Below are 24,411 nucleotides of genomic sequence, written 5' to 3' on the forward strand. Positions count from 1 at the left end.
TTATTTTACTTTCTGCTTACTTATAGTAAACTAAAGTGGAAAATAAAGTTAGGATGTGTGGAGAATGAAACAATTAAGCACTTTAGAAAATGATAATCTTGAAACATTAACTAAGACGGGCACCCACGTTTTTGTGTTTACAGCAGGTTGGTGTGGGGATTGTCGGGCACTCGCACCTTTTTTACCACAAATTGAAGCTGACTACCCTGAAATTGATTTTATTGAAGTTGATCGTGATCAATATATGGATCTGGCACAAAAATGGCAAATCTTTGGCATTCCATCTTTTGTTGCTATTAAAGACGGCAAAGAGATTGGGCGTTATGTGAATAAAGAACGCAAAACGAAGAAACAGGTTGAAGATTTTATTAATTCATTACCTGCATAAAAATTAAAGGAGTTTTAATATTCATGTTAATTGCAAGTTATAATCCTATTGGTTTAGGCGATGTACTAGTTGTCATTTTAGGACCCGATGGTACTGCGCAGAAGGCGAAAACGAATGCTGATGTAACTCGGATTGTCAATCAAGATACACAAGAACCGATCGGATTTAACTTTTTCAATATTTCAAAGCATATCCCTGATTTAAAGGGTGCTGGGCAAGTATTCTTAAACCAAGTGCAGATTGATGTGTTGAATGACATGATTGTAGCAGCTGGGTGGTCTGACCAGCTTCAGCAAGATGAAACTGCTAAGTTTGTGGTTGGGCACGTGGACGAAGTTAGTGATCATCCTGATTCTGATCACTTGCACATTACAAAAGTGACCGTGGATCAGGGGGTACAATTGCAGATTGTTTGCGGTGCACCTAATATTGCTCAGGGGCAAAATGTTGTGGTTGCTAAAATTGGTGCGATGATGCCAGACGGTAGTATTATTTGGCCTGGTAAATTACGTGGTATAGCGTCTGATGGTATGATCAGTTCTGCTAAGGAATTGGGCATTCCCAATGCACCAAAACAACGTGGTATTTTAGTGCTTGATACCGATGCACCGGTTGGACGTCCGTTTGATTTTAAAGCTGCACAAACTATGTTTATTTAATTATTGTGCTGCTGATAATTTAAAATATTTCCCAATAATTTGTGATGGATTTTAAAATTAAAAGTATCTGTAATTAACCAATATAGCTGGGACATAGCTGTTCAAAACAAAATAATCGCGGTTTTCAGACTAATGTTTCATCTGAAGACTACGATTATTTTTTTAACACATCATTACGCCAAAGTATGAATTAAATTGATTTAGAAAAACTGGTAACCCTATTGTCTTGGTTAAAATTGTTATATAATGAACGGTGACAATTTTAGAAAGGGGGAGAAGCATGACACACTATGACGGACCAGCATTTTACCGCAAGCTTGCACGTTTAAAGCAACGTCATGAGCAACAGACAAAGGAAATTATTGAAGCACAACCTGATGATGTAACGGTTGTTTCCCCTAAAGCTCAAACGGTAAAACATAGTGCCACAACTACTAAAGAGAAAAAAGAAACAGATAATGTTGCTGCTTTTAGAAATTTTACGAAGAAACACACAGTTACCTATCACCGGGCCAACCATGAAAAACAATATTATGCTCATTTATTAAATCAACTTGAAAAGCCTTTAGAGAGTTATTATTTGCTTGCTGCTTCCGATGTGAGCAATATTTATTATGGCGAAGGTACAAAAACAGACCAAAAAAGCCAACAAGCAGCAACTACAGCACCAGCAAATATAGTAACAGCTGCACCAGAACCAAAGGAAACAATAAAAACATCGACTGAAACAATGGCTTCTAAATCAGTAGATGCCGGGCACACGATTAAATCTGCGAGTTTATTGCACGCGCCGGCAATGTTGGCTAAGCAACCTGAATCGATAACCAAGCAATTGGGGAAGGTGACGCCAACCAATGTCACGGCAGAATCAGCAACTACAGCGCCAACAATTGAATCAACCGCCAGGGAAGCAGTCGCTAAGCGCCATGAGCACCAAGAAAAAGATAATGCAGCTATGATTTTAAGCTCTACTGACACATCCCAGATGGAAAATATGGCGAACAACTTAGCAAGGCAAGCAGCAACGACTACCACTGCTAATAAAGCAACAATTAACGATGTGAAATTTGGCGTTGAGAAGGACCATTTGCCTGAACAGTCGGCTACAGTGAAACATCCAGTAACAGAAGTTGGGACGAGTAATCATTCTGATACGCCAACTAAAATTACTGCCTCGGAGACTTATCATGTACCGCCGTTAAATTTATTGCCAGATAAAGACGTGTCACCAGCTTTTGACGCTGACTCATGGGCTGAACAGCAGCAAAAAACATTAAATGAAACGTTAAATGCCTTTCACGTTAAGGGCAATGTGGTGCGTTACACAATTGGGCCAACAGTGACCCAATTCGAAGTCCATTTGGAACGTGGCGTCAAAGTCAATAAAATCACCAATTTAAATGATGATTTAAAATTGGCCTTAGCAGCTAAGGATATTCGTATAGAAGCACCAATCCCGGGACGAAATACAGTCGGCATAGAGATTCCGAACCTAAAGTCTCGGCAAGTTCGGTTGTCGGAAGTGCTTGAAACACAGCAATTCAAATCGAGTTCATCGCCACTAACCATTGCACTAGGTGTTGATTTGTTTGGAAAACCTGTGATTGCTGATATTGCCAAAATGCCGCACGCTTTGATTGCCGGCTCCACTGGATCTGGTAAGAGTGTATTTATCAATTCACTATTGACTTCGCTAATGTATAAGGCTGACCCTGATCAAGTTAAACTGATTTTAATCGATCCTAAAGTCGTTGAATTAGCACCATATAACGGCTTGCCACATCTATTGACGCCTGTGATTTCAGATACCCGTGAAGCTTCGGCCGCTCTAGAATGGGTCGTCACTGAAATGGAAAAAAGATACGCTCGTTTTGCTAATGCAGGTGTTCGTAATATTCGACAATTTAATGAAAAGGCAATACATAATCAGCAAGCAGGTCTTAAGATGCCTTATATCGTTGTTATCATTGATGAATTAGCTGATCTAATGATGACAGCTTCTAATGATGTTCAAGATAGTATTGCTCGAATTACGCAAAAGGCAAGAGCTGCAGGTATTCATTTGATTGTTGCAACTCAGCGGCCTAGCGTGGACGTCGTGACTGGAACAATCAAAAACAATATTCCAACACGAATTGCCTTCATGGTTTCCAGTCAAATCGATTCCAGAACAATTTTGGATACTGGTGGTGCAGAGCGCTTGCTTGGCCGTGGTGATATGTTGTATTTAGGCAATGGGCAAAACCACCCGATCCGTATTCAAGGGACGTATATTGAATCTGAAATTGATCAAGTCATAGCCGCTGTGAAAGCGCAGCGTGAACCTGATTATCAGTTTAAACCTGATGATTTAGTAAAACGTTCGATGGCTAAGTCTCAAGAAGATGAGTTGATGCCCCAGGTTTTTGAATATTTGGTTCAAGAGAAAACAATTTCGACATCAAAATTACAACGGATGTTTTCGATTGGCTACAACCGAGCGGCAAACATCATTGATGATTTAGAAGCGAATAATTATGTTGGGCAATCTCAGGGATCTAAACCTAGAGAGGTTTATTTTTCACAAAGTGACTTGGATAAACTTCAGGCCAAAAATTAAAAACAAGTAACGTTAGGAGCAGTTTATTCATGGAATTTCAAACACAAAAAACGTATTATTTTATTGGGATTAAAGGTACTGGGATGGCCGCATTGGCGTTAATTTTACATGATATGGGACTTAAAGTTGCTGGTTCAGATATTACAAAACATACTTTTACACAGCAGCCTTTAGAAGCAGCAGGTATTCCAATAGTTGATTTTGCAACAACCAACTTGAAGTCAGATATGATCGTTATTGCTGGAAATGCATTTACAGACGACCAAATCGAAATTAAACAAGCTAAAGCAATGAAGTTGCCGTTTTATCGCTACCATGAATTCGTAGGTCATTTAATGACTAATTATACGAGTATTGGTGTTGCTGGTACGCACGGTAAAACAAGTACGACTGGACTGTTAGCTCATGTTTTAAGTGGTATCGACAAAACGGCTTACTTGATTGGTGACGGTATGGGGAAAGGTATTAGAGATGCACGATTCTTTGTTTTTGAAGCTGATGAGTATCGCCGTCATTTTTTAGCCTATCATCCTGATTATTTAATTATGACTAATATTGATTTTGATCATCCAGATTATTATAAAGATTTAGATGATGTGGTTTCAGCTTTTCAAACTGAAGCTGAACAAGTCAAAAAAGGTCTATTCGTCTGGGGCGATGATGTCAATCTAAAGAAGCTGCACGCTAATGCACCAATATACACATACGGATTACGGGATACCGATGACTTTCAAGCTGTCAACATTGAAAAAACAACCGCTGGTTCAGAATTTGATGTACGTCACCAAGGCCAGATAATTGGTCATTTTAAAATTCCATTGTTTGGCCAGCATAACATCTTAAATAGTCTTGCAGTCGTTGGCGTCAGTCATCTCGAAAAAATCAATGCAAGTTTATTGGCGCGTGAATTTTTGACTTATCAAGGGGCTAAACGACGGTTTGCACAAAAAAATATTGGTGATATGACTATCATTGATGATTATGCACATCATCCTTCAGAAATTAAAGCAACAATTGATGCTGCTCGACAAAAATTCCCAGATAAAAAACTAATTGCTGTTTTTCAACCACACACTTATTCTCGGCTGAAAGCATTGCTGACTGGTTTTGTCACGAGTTTAAGCAAAGCAGATGTTGTTTATTTGACAGATATTTTTGGATCTATACGTGAAAATTCTGGCAATATTTCAATTAATGACTTAGCTGATAAATTACCGAATGGTGGAACTGTTTTACAAGTAGCTGATATGACACCACTATTGCAATATCATAATGCCGTAGTTATTTTTATGGGTGCGGGTGATATTCCAAAATATGAAGTCGCTTATGAAAAGTTATTACAAAATCAAGTGAATTAAATAAGTATTTGGACCGATTATTTGTTTCATCGAATCATATACAATATAATTAAGTTATGTAAAAGGGGGCAGTTTTATGCAACAGGTACCTTCAAAAGAAGTTTACGTCAAAGATGTCGGTTTAAATCGCTTCTTCACTCGAGTCTATAGTTATATGGGTTTGGGTATTGCTATTTCTGCATTGATTTCTTTTTTGGCTTTGAATACATTTCGAGATCAGTACAGTCAGCTGTTACAAGAACATCCAATGACACTCTGGATTTTATTTATTGCTGAAATTGCAATGGTTTTTGGTTTTCGAGCAACCCAGCGGCGATCAACGGCAATTAACTTAGCTTTATTTGCAAGTTTTGCCGCTATTAACGGCCTTGTATTATCCGTAACATTGTCGTTTTATAATATTGCAGATATTACGACAGCCTTTGTGACTGCTGCGGCACTGTTTGTTGCTTTGGCAATCGTAGGTTTTGTAACAAAACGGAATTTATCACGCATGGGTCAGATGAGTATGGCTTTGTTAATTGGCCTGATTTTAGCATCAGTGATCAATCTATTTATGCAATCTAGTTTCATGCAACTGATACTTTCTTACGTTGGCGTTTTGATTTTTTCAATGCTGACGGCTTATGATAACCAATACTTGAAGGGTGTCTATTATCAAAGTGTCAACCGTGGTGATTTGTCAGCAGATGTTAGTTTGAATAATATCGCTGTCATGGGAGCGTTAAATTTATATCTAGACTTTATTAATATTTTCCTGCATATTTTGCAGATTTTTGGCTTTGATACGCAAAATAATTAATGGCTCAGCTATGTCCGGAATAGATTTTTCTGTTCCGGTTTTTATTTACTCTAAAATCGGTGATTTTACTTAATTCTAAAATTTAGAATTTGAATCATCTGTGGGCTCTGATACAATAATACTAGGAATTATTGGAGGTCAATATGACGGCAAAAAAACTTTTATTAATTGATGGTAACTCGTTGATGTTTCGTGCTTTTTTTGCACTGCATAATGCGTTGGATCACTTCACAAATCATGATGGGTTACATACTAATGCAATTTATGCATTTAAGAATATGCTGGAAACGGTTATTAAACAAGAACAGCCGACACATATTTTGGTTGCTTTTGATGCAGGCAAAACGACTTTTCGAACCGTTAAATATGCGAATTATAAAGGTGGGCGTGCCAAGATGCCAAGTGAATTGGCAGAACAGCTACCATATATGCGCGAATTTTTAGATAGTTATGGTATTAAATGGTATGAATTAAAGGATTATGAGGCTGATGACATCATTGGAACGCTCGCTAAAGAAGCTGAAGCTGTTGGCTTTAGTACAACAATTGTTACGGGAGATCGGGACTTGACGCAGTTGACAACTACCAAAACTACTGTGCAGGTGACTGTTAAAGGTGTCAATCAACTTGAAACCTATACACCAGCTCATGTTAAAGCAAAACTTGGCATCGAACCGGGTCAAATTGTAGATCTTAAAGGTTTGATGGGAGATACTTCTGATAATTATCCCGGTGTGACAAAAGTTGGCGAAAAGACAGCTTTAAAACTTTTAACTCAATTTGACAGTATTGATAACTTGTATGCACATATTGATGAATTAAAGCAAAGTAAAATGAAAGAAAATCTGATCAATGATAAAGATCAGGCATATATGAGCCGAGACTTAGCGCGAATCAGAACAGATGCTCCGCTCAAAGTTCAACTCGATGACACAATTTATCATGGCCCAGACCAAGCAAAGTTAATTGAGTTCTACAAGGCAATGGATTTTAATGCCTTTTTAGCGCAATTAGATGTCACGACAGGGACTGCTACACCGCAAATGCAAAACAATGCAATGTACACGCTATTAAATGGCGATAATTTAGATGTGCTTCAGCAATTAAAGCAACCAATCAGTCTAATCATCGAAATGTTAGATGATAATTATCACACCGCAACTTTGGATGGGTTTGTCCTTGGTAGTGAGGGACATTGGTATGTTTCCAACGATATCAGTTTGTTACAAGAACCGACAATCAAGAGTCTATTAACCGATGCGGCAATCAAAAAATCCGTTTTTGATTTAAAACGAACCTATGTGGCTTTAAATCGCTTAGATATCAAATTGGCAGGCGTAGATTTTGATTTATTGTTGGCATCATATTTATTGAATACTAACAATAATAGTAATGATTTGGGTGAAATTGCACGATTACATGATTATACGCAAGTTGAAACAGATGAAGCCGTTTATGGTAAAGGCGCCAAGCGACAAATACCAGCGGACCAGAAACTGTTCTTCACACACTTGGCTAACAAAGCCCGAGCAATCACTGATTTGCGTTTGCCATTAAGTGATCAACTAAAACAACATGCACAATGGGATCTTTTCATAGACTTAGAAATGCCATTGGCTATTGTATTGGCCGATATGGAAATTGCAGGAATTACGGTTGATGCCCAGCGCCTCACTACGATGCAAGGTGAGTTCAAACAGCGATTAGCACAAATCCAAAAAAATATCTATGAAATTGCGGGTACAGAGTTCAATATCAATTCACCCAAACAATTATCTGAAATTTTATTTGAAAAGTTGCAGTTACCCGTCATTAAAAAGACTAAAACTGGTTATTCTACTTCAGTTGATGTTTTGGAGAAATTACGGTCTGCTTCACCAATTATTGATGAAATTTTAAACTATCGCCAAATTTCAAAAATACAATCTACGTATGTTGAAGGTTTGTTGAAACAGATCCATCCTGATCATAAGGTACACACACGATATTTACAGACATTAACACAAACTGGTCGGCTATCTTCTGTTGATCCAAATTTGCAGAATATACCTGCTCGTTTAGAAGAAGGCCGCCAAATTCGTCAGGCTTTTATCCCTAGGCATAAGGACTGGGAGATCTTTTCGTCTGATTATTCTCAGGTTGAATTGCGTGTGCTGGCTCATATTTCGGGTGATGAAAACATGCAAGCAGCATTTAGGGAAAACCGCGATATTCATGCCAATACTGCGATGAAGATTTTTGGTTTGGATCGCCCAGAACAAGTTACCCCAAATATGCGTCGTCAGGCAAAAGCAACCAATTTTGGCATTGTTTATGGTATTAGTGATTATGGTCTTTCCCAAAACATTGGTATCACACGGAAACAGGCTAAGCAGTTTATTGAAGCCTATTTTGAACAATATCCGAAGGTTAAAACCTGGACAGAAGCTATTGTTCAAACAGCTCGTGAACAGGGCTATGTCGAAACTTTGTTACATCGGCGCCGTTATTTGCCAGATATTCATTCAAAGAATTTCAATCTACGTTCGTTTGCAGAACGCACGGCAATGAATACACCAATTCAAGGAAGTGCCGCTGATATTATTAAAATTGCAATGATTCAAATGGCTCAAAAATTGAAAGCTGAAAAACTTCAGGCCACAATGTTATTACAGGTTCATGATGAATTAATTTTTGAAGCACCAAAGAGTGAACTGCCAATTTTAGAAAAGCTCGTTCCAAGTGTTATGGATTCAGCAATTCAGCTGGATGTGCCTTTGAAGGTTGATAGTGGTCATGGCGCTACTTGGTACGATGTTAAAGCATAACTTAATAGAACAAAGAGGTGCACAATGCCAGAATTACCCGAAGTAGAAACAGTTCGACGTGGGTTAAAAGCGTTAGTTGTTGGTAAAAAAATTGTTGACGTCCAAGTTTTATGGCCCAAAATTGTGACTAACGATAGTGAAGAATTTAAGCAGCAGTTAGCGGGTCGGACCATAGAGGCAATTGATCGGCGTGGAAAGTATTTGTTGTTCCGACTGTCAGGCCATTTGACAATGGTCAGTCATTTGCGCATGGAAGGACGATACTTTTTAAATCAGTCTGATGAGCCAGTTACGAAACATACCCATGTGATTATTGCGTTTACAGATCGGACACAATTGCGTTACGCAGATGTTCGTAAATTTGGACGGATGACGTTATTAAAAACTGGTCAAGAGAATCAGTTGTCTGGAATTCATGCTCTAGGGCCAGAGCCATTATCGCCTGATTTTCAAGTTGCTGATTTTTATCAGAGACTACAGAAACATAAAAAAAATATTAAAGCTGTTTTGTTAGACCAGCATACAGTTGCAGGTCTGGGAAATATTTATTGTGATGAAGTACTTTGGTTAAGCAAAATCCATCCTTTATTACCAGCAAATCGAGTTACGTTTACTCAAGCTCAATCGTTGCATGCTGCCATCCAAGCAGAGTTAAAAAAGGCTGTGGCTGCTGGTGGTACCACGATCCGCTCGTATGTAGATGCTAATGGAGATTCAGGACACTTTCAATTTAATCTCCATGTTTATGGTCGTGAAGGGCAACCTTGTGAACGCTGTGGTGCATTGATCCAAAAAATCAAAGTCGGCGGTCGGGGCACTCATTTTTGCCCGCAAGAACAAGTCTTACCTGCGGATTCAACCATGGCGGTGATTCAATGACTTATATATTAGGTTTAACAGGAAGCATTGCCACCGGAAAAACGACAGTTGCACAAATATTTCGCGATTATGGTTGTCCAATAGTGGATGCCGATAAAATCGCACATCAAGTTGTGGCACCAGGCTCTCCCGGCTTAACTAATATTGTCGCTAATTTTGGACCACAAATTCTTAAAGCCGATGGTAGTTTGGATCGCCAACGATTGGGTGAAATTGTTTTTTCAAATACAGATAAACGGCATTTGCTTGATCGAATCAATGGACAATTGATTCGCCAAGAAATTATGGCCCAGTTAACTTCTTGGCAGAAAAAACAAGTGCCATTAGTCATTTTAGATATACCATTATTATACGAATACCATTATGAAAAAATAGTCGATGCGGTCATGGTTGCTTACGTGCCACGTGAGTTGCAATTAAAAAGATTGATGGCCAGAGACGGTTTATCTAGGCAAGCAGCAATGAATCGAATCAATAGTCAGCTAGATATTGATACCAAGTTAGCTCGTGCGGATTATCATACGGATAATACGGGGTCGATAGCCGATTTGAAACAGCAAGTTAAAGCATTTCTTGTAAAACAAGATTTTAGCCCCAGTTAAGCATCGTCATCGTATAAACTTGCAAAGTTAGTCACTTTACGCTATTTTTATTGTAAGTTTAAATAATTATTCATTGTAGTTGTTAATCTATGTTGAAATATAGGAGAGATAATCATGTTATGTCCCCATTGTCATCACAATAGCTCACGAGTCATCGATAGTCGACCAACTGACGAAGGTCGAGTTATTCGGCGCCGTCGCGAATGTGAAAATTGTGGCTACCGTTTTACGACTTTTGAACGTATTGAACAAACTCCATTACTAGTAATCAAAAAAAATGGGACGCGAGAAGAATTCAATCGTGAAAAAATATTACGTGGCGTCGTTCGCGCCGCTGAAAAGCGGCCAATTTCAATGGATCAAATGCGCGATTTAGTTGATCAAGTTGAAAATAAAATTCGGGCGACTGGCGAGACTGAAGTCAAATCCGGTGAGATTGGTGAATATGTTATGCAACTGCTCGCCAAAATTGATGATGTGGCTTATATTCGCTTTGCAAGTGTCTATCGTGAATTCAAGGATATGAATGGATTTATGCAGGAAGTTCAAGAGATGATGCATAAAGCTAAACCGGCTAGTGATAAAAAAGAATGATTTGAGGTGACAAAATGAATGGTAGTGATGTTCAATTTTCGCCCAAAGATGGTTTTTTAGTGACTCATGCGGATTATTATAATGATGCCCAAAATAAATATCTTGTTTATTTATATCAACCAATTCTTGGACCCGTTGCAGCGGCGTTATATACGACATTAAAATCTCTTGAAAATCCTGATTTGATGCGTACACAACGCCCTTTGCATCGGGTTTTATTGGATACACTGGGTGTTGATCTTGTCGCCGTGGAAACAGCACGACGTCGATTGGAAGCTTTAAGTTTACTGCGAACCTATACGGCTGAAGATATGATGGGGCGTTATTTTGTCTATGAATTATATGCACCTTTAGATCCAAGCAACTTTTTTCATGAGGATTTATTAAGTTTATTACTTTATCAAACGGTAGGGACTCAACGCTTTGATCAAATTAAAGCGCAGTTTCAGTTACACCCAGTGACAAAAGACCTAAAGGAAATTACAGTACCATTTGCCAGTATCTTTCCTAATGCAGTCAAAGATGCCGTTACAGATGCCGACCGTATTCAAGAAACAAAAGCAAATTTTCAGATCAAAGACCGGACACCAACATCGTTTTCAACGCGAGAAATACAATCATTTGATTGGGCATTATTACAAGATTTATTACAGCGTTATCAAATACCCAAAACCGAACTCACAAAAAATCAGCAAATGATTTATGAACTGCATCGATTTTATGGTATTGATGAAGTGGCCATGGCTAACTTGATCACAAGTACTTTAGATATTGTGACTAATGAAATTAATCCACGAAAGTTAGAGAGTTTAGCGTTACAGGAATACACTCAAACTAAAGGCAGCGTTAAATCGACGACTGTGAAAGCAAAAACAGTTGAAAATGATACTTCAGCTTCAAAGGCAGCACAAACTTACTCAGATGATGAACAACGCTTGTTACGTCAAGCAAAGGCTTTATCAGTAACTGATTTTCTTGCTTGGCAAAAACAATTGAAAAAAGGGTTCGTAGGTAAGGGTGAAACTCGAGTCTTACGGGAATTGCAACATCGCAATATTTTTTCTGACGCATTGATCAATATGTTGACCTATGCTAATTTGATTGAAAGTAGTACCGTGACGCTGGCTTTCATTGAAAATGTAGCCAATGATTGGCAGCAAAATGATATTCAAACGCCTGAAGCTGCGTTAAAACGTATCCAAGCTCATTACCAAACCAATGGACGTACCAATCAAGCAGTTAATGGGAAACGTTATAGTCGGACCCCAAAGGCCAAACAAATTACTGAGCCAATACCTGCATGGTATCAGGAATCTCAAAGTTCAGAGTTATCAGAAGAATCAACCAATACCCAAAATAAGGGTAAACACACGCCTTCTGCCACTAAGTCAGCTAGTCAGGATGACCTTAAGTTCGATAAACTTTTTGATCAATTGAATGATATCAAACAAAGGAGGGAGAAACGTGAAAAGTCTTAGTGACCAGTTTGCGGCTTATATGGATCGGCGAAAGTTAAATGAAAATTACCAGCGCGTGATTCAACAGACGATACAGGATTCAGATGTGCAAACTTTTCTGCAGAATAACCATGATAGCTTAAATCAAGCAGCAATCGAACGCAGTGCCTCTAAACTATACGAATTCGTACGGGAAAAAAATAAGGTACGTGCTGGCAAATCCGGTTTAATTCCAGGTTATATTCCTAAATTGGTCATTAGTAACGGCCTAATCGATGTTTCATATGAACCTAGTGCCGCATTGATTGCCCAGCAGCAAAATACGGCTTTGAAGCAGCGTGTGACTCGGGTCAATATGCCTAAAGCGATTGAGACGGCGAGTTTTAAAGATTACGATATTACTACTGGCCGCAAGCAAGCCTTGATGGCAGCTATGGAATTTGTTAAAGATATGATCACCAAACCAAATATTTTTCACAAAGGGCTTTATCTTTATGGGGCTTTTGGCGTTGGTAAAACATATTTACTTAGCGCAATTGCCAATGAGCTCGCTCAAAGCAACATTCAAACTGCAATGATTCATTTTCCAACACTGGCCGTTGAAATGCGTGGTGCGATCAGTACTAATGGTGTGGTTGATCGTATTGATAGCTTGAAAAGTGCCCCTGTCTTAATGTTAGACGATATTGGTGCTGAATCTCCGAGCGCTTGGATCAGAGATGATGTCCTCGGCGTGCTCTTGCAATACCGGATGCAAGAACAGCTCCCGACCTGTTTTACTTCAAACTTTTCCTGGACTGAGTTAAAAACCTTTTTGAGTAATAGCAATAAGGGTAATGAACCTATTAAAGCCGCACGCATCATGGAACGCATCCACTTCTTAAGTCAAGAGATTTCAGTGGCGGGTGAAAATCGGCGTTAGTTAGTCACTGGTCAGTTATCAATTTTCAGATGTTTTTCAAAAGGAACTTGCGGTTTCATGTAAATCGTGTTTTAATAGTCCTTGAGTTGAAAGATATGTTGCAAAAGGTAGCAGAGAATTGATGCATGGCTGAAACATCAATAAAAATCCTAACTTGCAAAACCACTTTCATGAATTATAGTTTCGATCGAAATTGGTTGGCAACCAATATCAGCTAAGAGTGAAAATCTTGTGATTTTAACGTGGGTGGAACCGCGCTTTTAATAAAGCGTCCCTAGAACAAATTGTAGTTTGTTCTAGGGCTTTTTTTATACCCAACTACAACGTTAAAGCGCAAAAACTTGGAGGGTTTTAGATATGACAATTTCAATTGAATTTCCAGACGGTTCAAAGAAGCCTTTTGATGAGGGTGTTTCTGTATTAGATGTCGCTAAATCTATCAGCACTTCGTTAGGTAAAAAAGCAATTGCCGGTAAATTTAATGATGAATTGGTTGATTTACAACGACCAATCAAACAAGATGGTAAGCTGCAAATCTTAACGGCGCAAGATGACGATGCCTTGATCGTATTAAATGATACAGCTGCATTTTTATTGGCCGCTGCTTTAAAATCTTTGTATCCTAAAATGCATTTTGGCGAAGGTCATTCTACTTCAGATGGCTTTTTCTATGATACAGATAATGCTGATGGCCAAGTGACTGTTAATGATCTAGAAAATATCAAAAATAAGATGCAAGAGCTAGTTAAAGCCAATGGTGAAATCAAGCGGGTACTTGTTGATAAAGCCGATTTACTCAAAGAATTCGCTGATGATCCTTATATGGAATCATTGATCAATGCTGAAACGGGTGTGCAGATTGCTGCTTTCCAATTAGGGGACTTTATTGACTTTGGCTATCGTGCTTTGTTGAATAAGGCCGGAGAAGCCAAGATTTTTGAATTGTTATCTGTTGCCGGTGCTTATTGGCAAGGTAAATCCAGTAACCCAATGCTGCAAAGAATTTATGGGACAGCCTTCTTTAAACAAGCTGACTTAGAAGCTGATCTTAAACGGCGGGCAGAAATTAAAGAACGTGATCATCGGACATTAGGCCGAGAATTGGATCTTTTCTTCGTTGATCCAGAAGTTGGTGCCGGGTTACCATATTGGATGCCAAATGGGGCTACGATTCGACGGACAATTGAACGTTACATCATTGACCGCGAAGTTGCTGCCGGTTATGAACATGTTTATACGCCAGTATTGGCTAATTTAAATCTATATAAACAATCTGGTCACTGGGACCACTATCGGGAAGATATGTTCCCACCAATGGATATGGGTGACGGTGAAATGCTGGAATTACGGCCGATGAATTGCCCGTCACACATTCAAATCTACCAACATCATTTACGGAGTTACCGGGAATTACCAATTCGGATTGCCGAATTGGGCATGATGCATCGCTATGAGAAATCTGGTGCTTTGTCTGGGCTACAACGGGTACGTGAAATGACATTGAACGATGGTCATACCTTCGTGCGCCCAGATCAAATTCAAGATGAATTTAAGAAGATTTTACAGCTAATGATGAGTGTTTATGAAGACTTTGATATTACAGATTATACATTCCGGCTCAGTTACCGTGATCCAGCAAATACGGAAAAATACTTTGATGATGATGAAATGTGGAATAAGTCACAATCAATGCTTAAGGGTGCCATGGATGATTTAGGCCTAGATTATTATGAAGCTGAAGGTGAAGCTGCTTTCTACGGTCCAAAACTTGATGTTCAAACTAAGACAGCATTAGGCAATGACGAAACCTTATCAACGATCCAATTAGATTTCATGATGCCTGAGAAATTTAACTTAGTGTATACTGGAGAAGATGGCAAAGAACATCGGCCAGTTATGATTCATCGGGGTGTAATTAGTACAATGGAACGTTTCATTGCATACTTAACTGAGATTTACAAGGGTGCTTTCCCAACTTGGCTAGCACCAAACCAGGTTGAAATAATTCCGGTCAATTTGGACTTGCATGCTGATTATGCTCAATCATTGAAGGCACGCATGGCTGCAAAGGGTATCCGAGTCAAAGTAGATTTGCGTAACGAAAAGATGGGCTATAAGATTCGAGAAGCGCAAACTCAGAAGATACCATATACATTAGTTGTAGGGGACCAAGAGGTTGAGGACGCCACGGTTTCTGTTCGTAAATACGGTTCTGAGAAGTCAACTACAGAAGATGTTAATTTATTTGTTGATGCAATTATTGCTGAAATCAATAATTATAGTCGTACTGGTAAAGAAAATACCGTTGAAAGTAAACTTGACAAGTAAACGATAGTTAAGTATACTGTTTGATGTTGTAAAAAATAAGAAAGTAGAAGTCCGTCTTCTCGCCTATGCTTTTGAGCCTCTGGGTTGTATTTTTCATTGAACGTTATATGAATGAAGATTACGAGCGGATTTCTGTGGAAATCCGCCTTTTTTCTACTTTTATGGAGGTGCTTGACCATAGCAAGAGACATGATGGTAAATGACAACATTCGTTTCCGCGAAGTTCGTCTTATTGCTGAAAACGGTGATCAATTAGGTGTTCAATCTAAACAAGATGCTCTAAAGTTAGCAGACCAAGCCAACTTAGATCTTGTAATTGTCGCGCCGAAAGCTAAACCACCAGTTGCAAGAATCATGGATTACGGGAAATACCGTTTTGAAATGCAAAAGAAAGAACGGGAAGCTCGTAAGAAACAGAAGACCATCAGTGTTAAAGAAGTTCGTTTGAGTCCAACTATTGAAGAAAATGACTTTAATACGAAATTGAACAATGCTCGTAAGTTCTTGAGCAAAGGTGATAAGGTTAAAGTCTCAATTCGTTTCAAAGGCCGGGCAATCACGCATAAGGACATTGGTCGTCAAGTGTTGGAAAAACTAGCCAAAGAAGCTAGTGATGTTGCAACTGTCGAATCTCATCCAAAAATGGATGGGCGCAGCATGTTCTTAATGCTTGCCCCTAAAGCCGAAAAAGACAGTAAATAAGCTTTACTGTCACATACATTTTTCGAACCTGATTATTAATCAGGTTCTGTACTTAGGAGGATTTTTCAATTATGCCAAAGCAAAAAACACATCGCGCTTCTGCAAAGCGCTTTAAGAAAACTGCCACTGGTCAATTAACCAGACACCATGCCTATACACGGCATCGTTTCCATGGCAAAACGGTTAAACAACGTCGTCAATTACGTAAAGGTACTTTAGTATCAAGCGCAGATCGCGGTCGTTACCGTCAAATGCTTTCACAAGTAAAATAATCAATCTTTAAATTAACAGTCCTGACCAAGTCAGATGATCGTTTCAAGGAGGAAAAACCATGGCTCGTGTTAAAGGCGGAACAGTTACCCGCAAACGTCGTAAGAAAGTCTTAAAATTAGCAAAAGGTTATACAGGTGCTAAGCATCTTTTATTCAAATCTGCAAATGCACAGGTAATGAATTCGTATCGTTACGCATTTAGAGATCGTCGGCAACGTAAACGTGATTTCCGTAAATTATGGATCGCACGTATTAATGCTGCTGCACGTCAAAATGAAATTAGCTATAGCAAATTAATGCATGGCTTAAAAGTCGCTGGTATTGATATCAATCGTAAAATGCTTGCTGATTTAGCTATCAGTGATGCTGCTGCATTTACAGCACTTGTTGATGCTGCTAAAAAAGCTTTAGCTGCTTAATAAAGCACAAAAAAACCACTCTTTAATTATGAGTGGTTTTTTTGTATAAAAAATATTTAACTTATTTAGCCGGGCCATGAGTTGTTGTGCGTTCGTGTTTTTGAGCAATAACTAAATGACCTTCATTAGTATGTTGTTCCAGTTTCTGGTGGGCCGTAATGACACCTTGAACATTAAAAGGAAGTGCCTCATCAGCGCGAATGATTAAACCAAATGTTCGTGATAAGTGGGTGAGAAAACGCAAAGCCTGGTTGGTATCAAAACTCTTGTCTTGATGGACGTAAGCCAGTGAAGTTCCAGATTTAGTAATCACTGGGGCGATATCACCCACAGTAGCAATTGAGCCGCCACCAGCCTTAACGAGTTGGTTGATCAAACCATTGTCTGTTCCATTCATAGCCGCATTAACGACGAAATCAGCTTGATTCTCAAATTTGGCCCCAACATCTTCTTGATCATAAAATCCCATCTCATCTACACCAATCAAATGCATAAATGCGGCATTTTTCTTGGCACCAATGCCAATGACTCGATTACCATAGCTTTTAGCAATTTGGACAACAATTGAACCAACTGTGCCACTTGCGCCAATTACAGCAATTGTTTTGTCGTTTGTATCCGTAAAACGTTTTAAGAATCGATGAATAATATTATAGGCGGCAACGCCTGGTGTTGGTAGACTGGCAGCATCTAAAATAGACATAGTTTTAGGTTTTTTGACAATTTTAGATGTGGTGGCCGTGACGTATTCACTATAACCACGTAACGGTCGTAGATTAATGACCCAGTCACCAATTTCAAAATCAGTGACTTCTGATCCCATAGCGACAATTTGACCGACAACATCAGAGCCTGGAATAATGGGGAAGGCCAGCGGCCGGTTCTGTTGTTCTGAACCTCGGCGTAATTTCACATCATAAGGATTAACACCAAAAGCCACTGTTTTGATTAAAACCTGATTATTTTTAGGTTCGGGCTTAGGGCGCTCAATTGTTTCAAATACTTCTGGTGCACCATAAGTATTAAAACCAAAAGATTTCATAAGCAAAACCTCCAATTAATTTAAAATATGGCACAATAGTTCTATCATAGCTCATTTCGGCCGTTGCATGAAAAAAGTTTTACCTAAATAAGTGTAATTTGGACCTGCTAGGCGACCAAGTGGTTGTAATGCCTCGACATCAATATGTTTTGTTGTTTCATCCAAGATGTGTTCGGCAAAATGAAATCCTTGTACTTCTAAGAGTAACAGATCAGTCATAACTTGCTTATTTTTATCTAATAATGGGATATGTTGATATAAGGTTGTTTCTAGACGAATCTTGGCACGGACTAAACCAGGTACCGCGATAAAATCGCTTTTAATTAGCGGTTCATTAATTAGATCCAGCTCACTATTTTGAGCAGCTATACCGGCTGCTGTAGCATTCATTGCCGCAGCAAATTCTGCGCTGACAATATGAATGACAGCTTCTTTTTGGTGTAAAATATTGAACGCTGTATGCTTAACAGACTGATTCTGCCGCAAAATTGCTAAACTAATAATCGGCTTTTGATTGCTAGCGACAGAAAAGTAACTAAAGGGCGCTAGATTAACGACTTTTGTGTCTGAATTTAAAGTTGTGACCCAGGCAATAGGTCGTGGAATCACGCTACCCGATAAAAGTTTATATTGATCTATGTGCGATAAATCTTGTGCCGCATAGGTAATCATATTCGACCACTCGTACTTAACCAAGCCTTAGCCGCTTCTAATTCGTTTTCGGAAAGATTATGTGACTGGTTGGCTTCATAAGCGGTCATATCAGCTTGCTGTTTTTGGAACATTGTTTTTAAAGCGTTAAAGTTTGCTGGCGAAACGATTGGATCCTGATTGCCGTGAGATAACCAAACTTTGGTATCTGTAATTGCTGGTGTTGCTTCATTAGCTGCTAAAACCATCGGATGAAAAAATATCCCAGTTTTGATTGGGCTAATACCAGCCAATATCGCTTTCGCAGCAACGTTTGCGCCATTTGAATAACCCACCACGATCATCTCAGAGATAGACAAGCCATGCTCGTTTGTTAGGGTTTTGATGGCATTAAATAACCAGTTAGTTTCTTGAGTTAAGCTATCTAGATCAAAACCACCAGTTGCTGTATGTTTGAAGTAACGGGTAAGACCATTCTCAATGAGCCGGCCGCGAATAGATAAAAGGCTTGCTTCTGGTGAGAGAAAATGTCCAATCGGTAGTAAGTCCTTCTCATCACCGCCAGTCCCATGTAGCAGAAGTAAAGGTGCAACATGGGCTGATCCTTGAACAAATTCGTAATTGATATCATTAGTTTTCATTAATTATTTCAGCTCCGTTTTAATTGGTGTTAAGCCAGCTTCAATTTCAGAACGCCGATTTTCCAAAAATGGGGGTAGTTCCAGATGAATACCTGCTTCATCATAAGTTTCATCTTGTAGAAATCCAGGGCCATCCGTTGCAATCTCAAATAAAATCTGTGGTGCAGCACGAAAGTACTCAGATTTGAAGTAAAAACGATCTACAAAACCAGATTGTGGCAAGCGATAGGCTTTGATTTTTTCAATCCAGGTTCGCAAAACAGTTTCATCACTAACGCGAAAGGCTAAATGATGTACGTTACCATAGCCTTCTTCAGCGGGAGCAACATCTTCGCGGTGTTCCATGATCACTTCAGCACCATGGCCACCATTATTTAACTCATACCGAGTAAAAGCACCCTCTGTTTCATTTTGAGTAAAGCCCATCAGTTCAGTTAAGATCAAGTTTAAATGGCCTTGATTAAAAACGGTAATTTGAACGGGGCCAAGACCTACAATAGCAAATTCGGCAGGGACGTCACTTTTTTTAAAGGGTGTACCGCCAGAAATACCGCTATTATGTTCATCGGATACCAACTGATATTGTTGACCATCGAAATCTTCAAATTGGATAATTTTATCTCTGAATTGTGTTTTGATTTCTGAGTGCGTAATGTGATTTACTTCGAATCGCTTGGTCCAATAAGTTAGAGCTGCATCGTTAGGCACACGAAAGCCAATTCGTGAAATTAGATTGGTTCCCTTTTTACCCTTGGCTAGATGGGGAAATTCAAAAAAGGTGATATCTGTACCAGCAGTGCCCATATCGTCCGTAAAATAAAGATGGTAGGCTGAGACATCATCCTGGTTGACTGTTTTTTTTATTAAATGTAAGCCCAATAATTTAGACATGAAATTAAATATTTTTTGTGCGTCCGATGTAATCGCAGTCACATGGTGTAAACCTAGTAAATTTTCATTATCCATTAAAAACGACACTCCTTTGTTTAAAATATGCTTCAATTTCGGAACGTTTGCTTTCAAATTTAGGGGGCAAGCCTAAGCTTTCGCCTAACGTTGCTAAGGGTTCATCTAAGGTAAATCCGGGTGTCATCGTTGCAAATTCAATTCGGTTATGGTTCGGCTCACGAATATAGAGACTGGTGAACCAGCCACGATCGCGGACCTCTTCAATTGACCAACCTTGATCTTGAGCTTTTTGAATCATGGCCTGCAGTGATTTAATGTCTGTTACCGTTAATGCAACATGGTCCATACTACCGCGGCCAAAGCGGTGCTTATCGGTTGAATTAGAAAACATAATCTTTAAAAAGTTACCATCATCCAGCAGCAATTGATCATCTTCAAAATGTAAATTTAAAAAACGTTCAAAAAAGTCAAGTGTCGGTGCTATTTCTGGCACGTGTAGTTCAGTACCTAAAAGGCCGACGATTTGGTAGTTGCCCGGAATATTATTAGAAACATATTGTTGTGGTGCCAGCGCTTTAAAGCTTGGATGGAGCGTAATTGTGACACCATCTGGATCATTGAATTGTAAATTATCATCAACCTGTGTGGTCATAATGTGATAATGATTCAAACGGTCATACCAGAATGATAAGCTAGCTTCGGGGATTGCATAATGGATGCCATTCAAATAGCTTTTGCCGTCATAACGATGACCGATATTAGGCACTTCAAAAAAAGTAGTAACAGTACCTGGTGTGCCTAAATAATCACCATAGAACAGGTGCCGCATATGAATATTTTCTTGATTTACCGTATTTTTAACGAAACGAAAGCCAAGGACTTGTGTATAGAATGCAATATTCTTTTTAGCATCTTTAGTTAATAAGGAGACGTGATGCAATTTTGACATGTTAGATCCTCCCTTTTAAGTTATTGTATATTACTTACACAAAGTAAGCAATAACTTTGGACTTAATAAATCGCTTACAAAACAAGGTTACCATAAAACATGCATTAAATGCTAAAATCTACTATAATGTATAAATGTATATGTATAAAACGAAAAATAGGAGAAAGTTCTGTGAGTTTTACGCCAACATTTATGATTGAGTCCATTTTTAATATCGATGCTGATCAACTTAAACAATTAGATATTAAAAATATTCTGACAGATTTAGATAATACATTATTACCATGGAATGATAAGCGCGCAACCGATGAGCTCAAACATTGGTTGGCACACTTAACTCAAGCGGGAATCAAAGTTATTGTGGTTTCTAATAATAACCATCAGCGTGTTAAACTGGCACTCAAGGATATTGATGTACCATTTATTTCACGAGCTTTAAAACCAACTACAAAAGGGATTCGTCATGCGATTCAACAATTTAACTTGCGCCCCAGTGAAACTGTAATGGTTGGCGATCAGTTGATGACGGATATTTTTGCCGGTAATGCTGCAGGTATTCGTACAGTTCTAGTCAAACCGCTGGTAGCAACTGATGGTTGGAACACAAGCATTAATCGCTTTTTAGAGCAATTTATTTTTATGAAGTTACGTTATCAAAACGGTCCTTTAATTTGGCATCAAAAATTGACGGACCGCTAATTTTTTTGGAGGTATGCATGGACTTAACTGAAGATATATATTGTATTGGCTGTGGTGCTAAGATCCAAACTTTGGATAAATCTGCTCCAGGGTATATTCCTAATAGTGCTTTGCAAAAACAGCTGACACAAAACGCAGAAACGATTTATTGTCAACGGTGTTTTAGGTTAAGACACTATAATGAGATTGTGCCAGTATCTGTTGCAAATGATGAATTTATTAAATTGCTAAATGAACTTGGTACTAAAGATGCACTGATCATTAACGTGATTGACATTTTTGACTTTGATGGTAGTGTGATCCCAGGTTTACATCGCTTCGTGGGTCAAAACCCTGTGATTATTGTCGGCAATAAGGTAGATGTTTTACCCAAAGAAGTTTCAAGGCCAAAGATTCGGCACTGGTTAGAAGTGCAAAGTCATGCTCAAGGTCTACGGCCAATCAAAACAGTTTTGGTATCTTCTAAAACCGGTGAAAATGTTGAAGGACTTTTAAAAGTGATCGATCGTTATCGTGAAGATAAAGATGTTTATGTGGTTGGAACTACGAACGTAGGTAAATCAACACTGATCAATCAAGTGATTCGTCAGAATATGACCATCAAAGATTTGATCACAACTTCAAGATTTCCAGGTACAACTTTGGATAAAATCGAAATTCCCTTTGAAGATGGTCGCTACCTAATTGATACGCCAGGTATTATTCATGAACATCAAATGGCGCATTATTTAAATGACAAAGATTTGAATTTGATCGCACCGCAAAAAGAAATCAAGCCGAAAACGTTTCAGTTAAATGCTAGACAGACATTGTTTTTGGCGGGTATTGCACGTTTTGATTATATACAAGGTGCACGTCAAGGAATTACCGTCTATGCTGATAATCAACTGTATCTCCATCGCACCAAGCTAGAGAATGCGGATGTATTTTATACGAGACAGATTGGGCAATTATTAACACCACCCCGTACTGAGGATCTCAAGAACTTTCCCAAACTTGTTCGTCAAGAATTTTCGATTCAAGAACCGAGTGACATTGTTTATGCCGGGTTAGGATGGATCACAGTCAAACATCCAGGACTAGTGGCCGCTTATGTACCTGAAGGTGTCAATGTTGCAGTTCGACCAGCAATTATTTAAAAGGAGTTATTATGCTAACAGGAAAACAAAAGCGTTTCTTACGTTCAAAGGGTCAAACGATGCGGCCAATCATGCAAATCGGTAAAAATGAATTCTCACAGCATTTGTTTGCACAAGTCGACGCGACTTTAGAACGACGTGAACTGATTAAGATATCTTTATTGCAAGCAGCAGCTGTAACACCTCAGGATACGGCTGAGTGGTTAGTTGCTCAGGATCATAAAATTGAGATTGCTCAGATTATTGGTCGGACGATTTTAGTTTTTCGCCCATCAACTAAAGAAAAGTTTCAAGACATTTCCAAATCGATTGCTGAATTATAATATTTAATTGATAAGGAAGAGATTAATGTGCAGCAAAAGACAGTCACACTGCGACAACCAGTCATATCCACTGAAGTTAAACGCAAGTTGGTTTATCTGAATCAGAGAAGACAGGTCGGTATTCTCGGGGGGACTTTTAACCCACCACATTTAGGTCATTTAATCATGGCAGATCAAGTTTTAAAACAACTTGGTTTGGAGAAAGTTCTTTTTATGCTAGACAATCAACCGCCCCATGTTGATCAGAAACAAACGATCCCAAGCACTTTTCGAAAAGATATGGTCAATTTAGCGATTCTGGATAATTTGAATTTTGAATTAGAAACGCTTGAATTGGAACGCGGTGGTAAAAGTTACACTTATGACACGATTCGTGAGCTAAAGCTGCGTCATCCGGATACAGATTATTATTTTATTATCGGCGGCGATATGGTAGCCTATTTACCAAAGTGGTATAAAATTGAGTCATTAATAAAAATGGTTCATTTCGTAGGGGTTCGTCGTCAAGACTATGCTGTCCATTCACCCTATCCAGTGATCTGGGTGGATGCACCACTGATTGATATTTCATCTAGTAATGTTCGGCAACGTGTTCGTACCAATCGTTCGATTCATTATTTAGTACCAAATGCAGTTGAAGACTATATTTATGATAAGGGTCTGTATGTTCATGACAAAAATAAATGAAGTACTACCATATGATTATGAGGTATTATTACAAAAGGTTCATGCCAAATTAACCGATAGCCGCTATAATCATGTTTTGCGAGTAGCGGATACGGCTGAAGCATTGGCACAACAGTATTCAGCTGATCCGGTGAAAGCACGAATTGCTGGGATTGTTCATGATTATGCCAAGCAATTTCCAGACGAAGCGTTTAAGCAAGTCATTATGTCTCAAAAATTAGCGCCAGAGTTATTAGGCTATAACAACGGGATTTGGCACGGTGTCGTCGGCACCTATTTTATCAAACGTGATTTACGTATTTTTGATACTGCCATTTTATCGGCCGTTGCTAAGCATACGACAGCTGATGTCGAAATGTCAGCGTTGGATCAAATTATTTTTATTGCTGATTATATTGAACCAAACCGCAATTTCCCGGGTATTGACGCAGCTCGAAAAGCAGCTCAAAAATCGTTAGCAATCGGTGTTGCTTTTGAATTGCAACATACTTTAAGGTATTTGGTGACGCAAGGCGCTAAGATTTATCCGAAAACAATTATAAGTTATAATACATGGCGGGAATATTTAGAAAATTAATAAAGG

At 38.8% G+C, this 24,411-nt stretch carries 25 protein-coding genes and 1 other annotated feature; of the genes, 20 read left to right on the top strand and 5 right to left on the bottom strand.

Annotated features, from left to right (window positions below):
* Positions 1 to 64 precede the first annotated feature (64 nt).
* The 15 genes from ACNAN0_RS05670 (at position 65) to rplT (ending at position 16,788) form a co-directional block, all read left to right on the top strand.
* A complete protein-coding gene (locus tag ACNAN0_RS05670) occupies positions 65 to 388 on the top strand; it encodes a thioredoxin family protein (RefSeq protein WP_230913873.1) in 324 nt (107 codons plus the stop codon).
* Between the two features lie 23 nt (positions 389 to 411).
* Complete coding sequence (gene ytpR, locus ACNAN0_RS05675) at positions 412 to 1,047, top strand: YtpR family tRNA-binding protein (protein WP_230913874.1); 636 nt, start codon at positions 412 to 414, stop codon at positions 1,045 to 1,047.
* Between the two features lie 280 nt (positions 1,048 to 1,327).
* Positions 1,328 to 3,646: a DNA translocase FtsK gene (locus ACNAN0_RS05680; protein WP_416354108.1), complete on the top strand. Its 2,319-nt coding sequence runs from the start codon at positions 1,328 to 1,330 to the stop codon at positions 3,644 to 3,646.
* A 29-nt stretch (positions 3,647 to 3,675) separates the two neighbouring features.
* A complete protein-coding gene (murC, locus tag ACNAN0_RS05685) occupies positions 3,676 to 5,004 on the top strand; it encodes a UDP-N-acetylmuramate--L-alanine ligase (protein WP_416354109.1) in 1,329 nt (442 codons plus the stop codon).
* 76 nt (positions 5,005 to 5,080) lie between these two features.
* On the top strand, positions 5,081 to 5,806 hold the full coding sequence (locus ACNAN0_RS05690) for a Bax inhibitor-1 family protein (RefSeq protein WP_416354110.1): 726 nt from the start codon (positions 5,081 to 5,083) through the stop codon (positions 5,804 to 5,806).
* 143 nt (positions 5,807 to 5,949) lie between these two features.
* Positions 5,950 to 8,613: a DNA polymerase I gene (gene polA / locus ACNAN0_RS05695; RefSeq protein WP_416354111.1), complete on the top strand. Its 2,664-nt coding sequence runs from the start codon at positions 5,950 to 5,952 to the stop codon at positions 8,611 to 8,613.
* Between the two features lie 24 nt (positions 8,614 to 8,637).
* A complete protein-coding gene (gene mutM / locus ACNAN0_RS05700; RefSeq protein ID WP_230913879.1) occupies positions 8,638 to 9,492 on the top strand; it encodes a DNA-formamidopyrimidine glycosylase in 855 nt (284 codons plus the stop codon).
* Complete coding sequence (coaE, locus tag ACNAN0_RS05705; RefSeq protein ID WP_230913880.1) at positions 9,489 to 10,094, top strand: dephospho-CoA kinase; 606 nt, start codon at positions 9,489 to 9,491, stop codon at positions 10,092 to 10,094. The genes mutM and coaE overlap by 4 nt, the downstream gene beginning before the upstream one ends.
* Before the next feature lie 114 nt (positions 10,095 to 10,208).
* Complete coding sequence (gene nrdR, locus ACNAN0_RS05710) at positions 10,209 to 10,688, top strand: transcriptional regulator NrdR (RefSeq protein ID WP_230913881.1); 480 nt, start codon at positions 10,209 to 10,211, stop codon at positions 10,686 to 10,688.
* 14 nt (positions 10,689 to 10,702) lie between these two features.
* Positions 10,703 to 12,166, top strand: a complete 1,464-nt coding sequence (locus ACNAN0_RS05715; RefSeq protein ID WP_230913882.1) for a DnaD domain protein — start codon at positions 10,703 to 10,705, stop codon at positions 12,164 to 12,166.
* Complete coding sequence (gene dnaI / locus ACNAN0_RS05720; RefSeq protein WP_416354112.1) at positions 12,153 to 13,067, top strand: primosomal protein DnaI; 915 nt, start codon at positions 12,153 to 12,155, stop codon at positions 13,065 to 13,067. The genes ACNAN0_RS05715 and dnaI overlap by 14 nt, the downstream gene beginning before the upstream one ends.
* Positions 13,068 to 13,424: 357 nt before the next feature.
* Positions 13,425 to 15,395 carry a threonine--tRNA ligase gene (thrS, locus tag ACNAN0_RS05725; RefSeq protein ID WP_230913883.1) on the top strand — a complete coding sequence of 657 codons (1,971 nt, stop codon included), beginning with the start codon at positions 13,425 to 13,427 and terminating at the stop codon, positions 15,393 to 15,395.
* 35 nt (positions 15,396 to 15,430) lie between these two features.
* Positions 15,431 to 15,555, top strand: a sequence feature (ribosomal protein L20 leader region).
* Positions 15,556 to 15,587: 32 nt separating this feature from the next.
* Positions 15,588 to 16,097, top strand: a complete 510-nt coding sequence (gene infC / locus ACNAN0_RS05730; protein ID WP_230913911.1) for a translation initiation factor IF-3 — start codon at positions 15,588 to 15,590, stop codon at positions 16,095 to 16,097.
* A gap of 71 nt (positions 16,098 to 16,168) precedes the next feature.
* Entirely contained in the window at positions 16,169 to 16,369 is a 201-nt protein-coding gene (rpmI, locus tag ACNAN0_RS05735; protein ID WP_230913884.1) for a 50S ribosomal protein L35, read from the top strand.
* A gap of 59 nt (positions 16,370 to 16,428) precedes the next feature.
* On the top strand, positions 16,429 to 16,788 hold the full coding sequence (gene rplT / locus ACNAN0_RS05740) for a 50S ribosomal protein L20 (RefSeq protein ID WP_230913885.1): 360 nt from the start codon (positions 16,429 to 16,431) through the stop codon (positions 16,786 to 16,788).
* Between the two features lie 61 nt (positions 16,789 to 16,849).
* Here the strand turns inward: rplT and ACNAN0_RS05745 are convergent, their stop codons facing one another.
* From ACNAN0_RS05745 to ACNAN0_RS05765, 5 genes are read right to left on the bottom strand one after another with little or no spacing between them, the layout of a single operon-like run.
* Positions 16,850 to 17,830: an NADP-dependent oxidoreductase gene (locus tag ACNAN0_RS05745; RefSeq protein ID WP_416354113.1), complete on the bottom strand. Its 981-nt coding sequence runs from the start codon at positions 17,828 to 17,830 to the stop codon at positions 16,850 to 16,852.
* 51 nt (positions 17,831 to 17,881) lie between these two features.
* Positions 17,882 to 18,502 (bottom strand): flavin reductase family protein, encoded by a 621-nt coding sequence (locus ACNAN0_RS05750; protein ID WP_416354114.1) that lies wholly within the window; start codon positions 18,500 to 18,502, stop codon positions 17,882 to 17,884.
* A complete protein-coding gene (locus tag ACNAN0_RS05755) occupies positions 18,499 to 19,122 on the bottom strand; it encodes an alpha/beta hydrolase (RefSeq protein WP_416354115.1) in 624 nt (207 codons plus the stop codon). The genes ACNAN0_RS05750 and ACNAN0_RS05755 overlap by 4 nt, the downstream gene beginning before the upstream one ends.
* Before the next feature lie 3 nt (positions 19,123 to 19,125).
* Positions 19,126 to 20,088: a ring-cleaving dioxygenase gene (locus ACNAN0_RS05760; RefSeq protein WP_230913889.1), complete on the bottom strand. Its 963-nt coding sequence runs from the start codon at positions 20,086 to 20,088 to the stop codon at positions 19,126 to 19,128.
* A complete protein-coding gene (locus ACNAN0_RS05765; protein ID WP_230913890.1) occupies positions 20,081 to 20,980 on the bottom strand; it encodes a VOC family protein in 900 nt (299 codons plus the stop codon). The genes ACNAN0_RS05760 and ACNAN0_RS05765 overlap by 8 nt, the downstream gene beginning before the upstream one ends.
* A gap of 171 nt (positions 20,981 to 21,151) precedes the next feature.
* Between ACNAN0_RS05765 and ACNAN0_RS05770 the strand changes: the two genes are divergently transcribed.
* Genes ACNAN0_RS05770 through yqeK form a run of 5 tightly spaced genes read left to right on the top strand, consistent with a single transcriptional unit; the run spans position 21,152 to position 24,405 of the window.
* Positions 21,152 to 21,679: a YqeG family HAD IIIA-type phosphatase gene (locus ACNAN0_RS05770; RefSeq protein ID WP_416354116.1), complete on the top strand. Its 528-nt coding sequence runs from the start codon at positions 21,152 to 21,154 to the stop codon at positions 21,677 to 21,679.
* 17 nt (positions 21,680 to 21,696) lie between these two features.
* Positions 21,697 to 22,818: a ribosome biogenesis GTPase YqeH gene (yqeH, locus tag ACNAN0_RS05775; RefSeq protein WP_230913892.1), complete on the top strand. Its 1,122-nt coding sequence runs from the start codon at positions 21,697 to 21,699 to the stop codon at positions 22,816 to 22,818.
* An 11-nt stretch (positions 22,819 to 22,829) separates the two neighbouring features.
* Positions 22,830 to 23,141 carry a YhbY family RNA-binding protein gene (locus ACNAN0_RS05780; protein WP_230913893.1) on the top strand — a complete coding sequence of 104 codons (312 nt, stop codon included), beginning with the start codon at positions 22,830 to 22,832 and terminating at the stop codon, positions 23,139 to 23,141.
* A 21-nt stretch (positions 23,142 to 23,162) separates the two neighbouring features.
* Entirely contained in the window at positions 23,163 to 23,828 is a 666-nt protein-coding gene (locus ACNAN0_RS05785) for a nicotinate-nucleotide adenylyltransferase (RefSeq protein ID WP_407929196.1), read from the top strand.
* Complete coding sequence (gene yqeK, locus ACNAN0_RS05790; protein ID WP_407929194.1) at positions 23,806 to 24,405, top strand: bis(5'-nucleosyl)-tetraphosphatase (symmetrical) YqeK; 600 nt, start codon at positions 23,806 to 23,808, stop codon at positions 24,403 to 24,405. The genes ACNAN0_RS05785 and yqeK overlap by 23 nt, the downstream gene beginning before the upstream one ends.
* Positions 24,406 to 24,411 lie beyond the last annotated feature (6 nt).

The organism is Agrilactobacillus fermenti (assembly GCF_047943045.1).
GTDB lineage: Bacteria > Bacillota > Bacilli > Lactobacillales > Lactobacillaceae > Agrilactobacillus > Agrilactobacillus fermenti.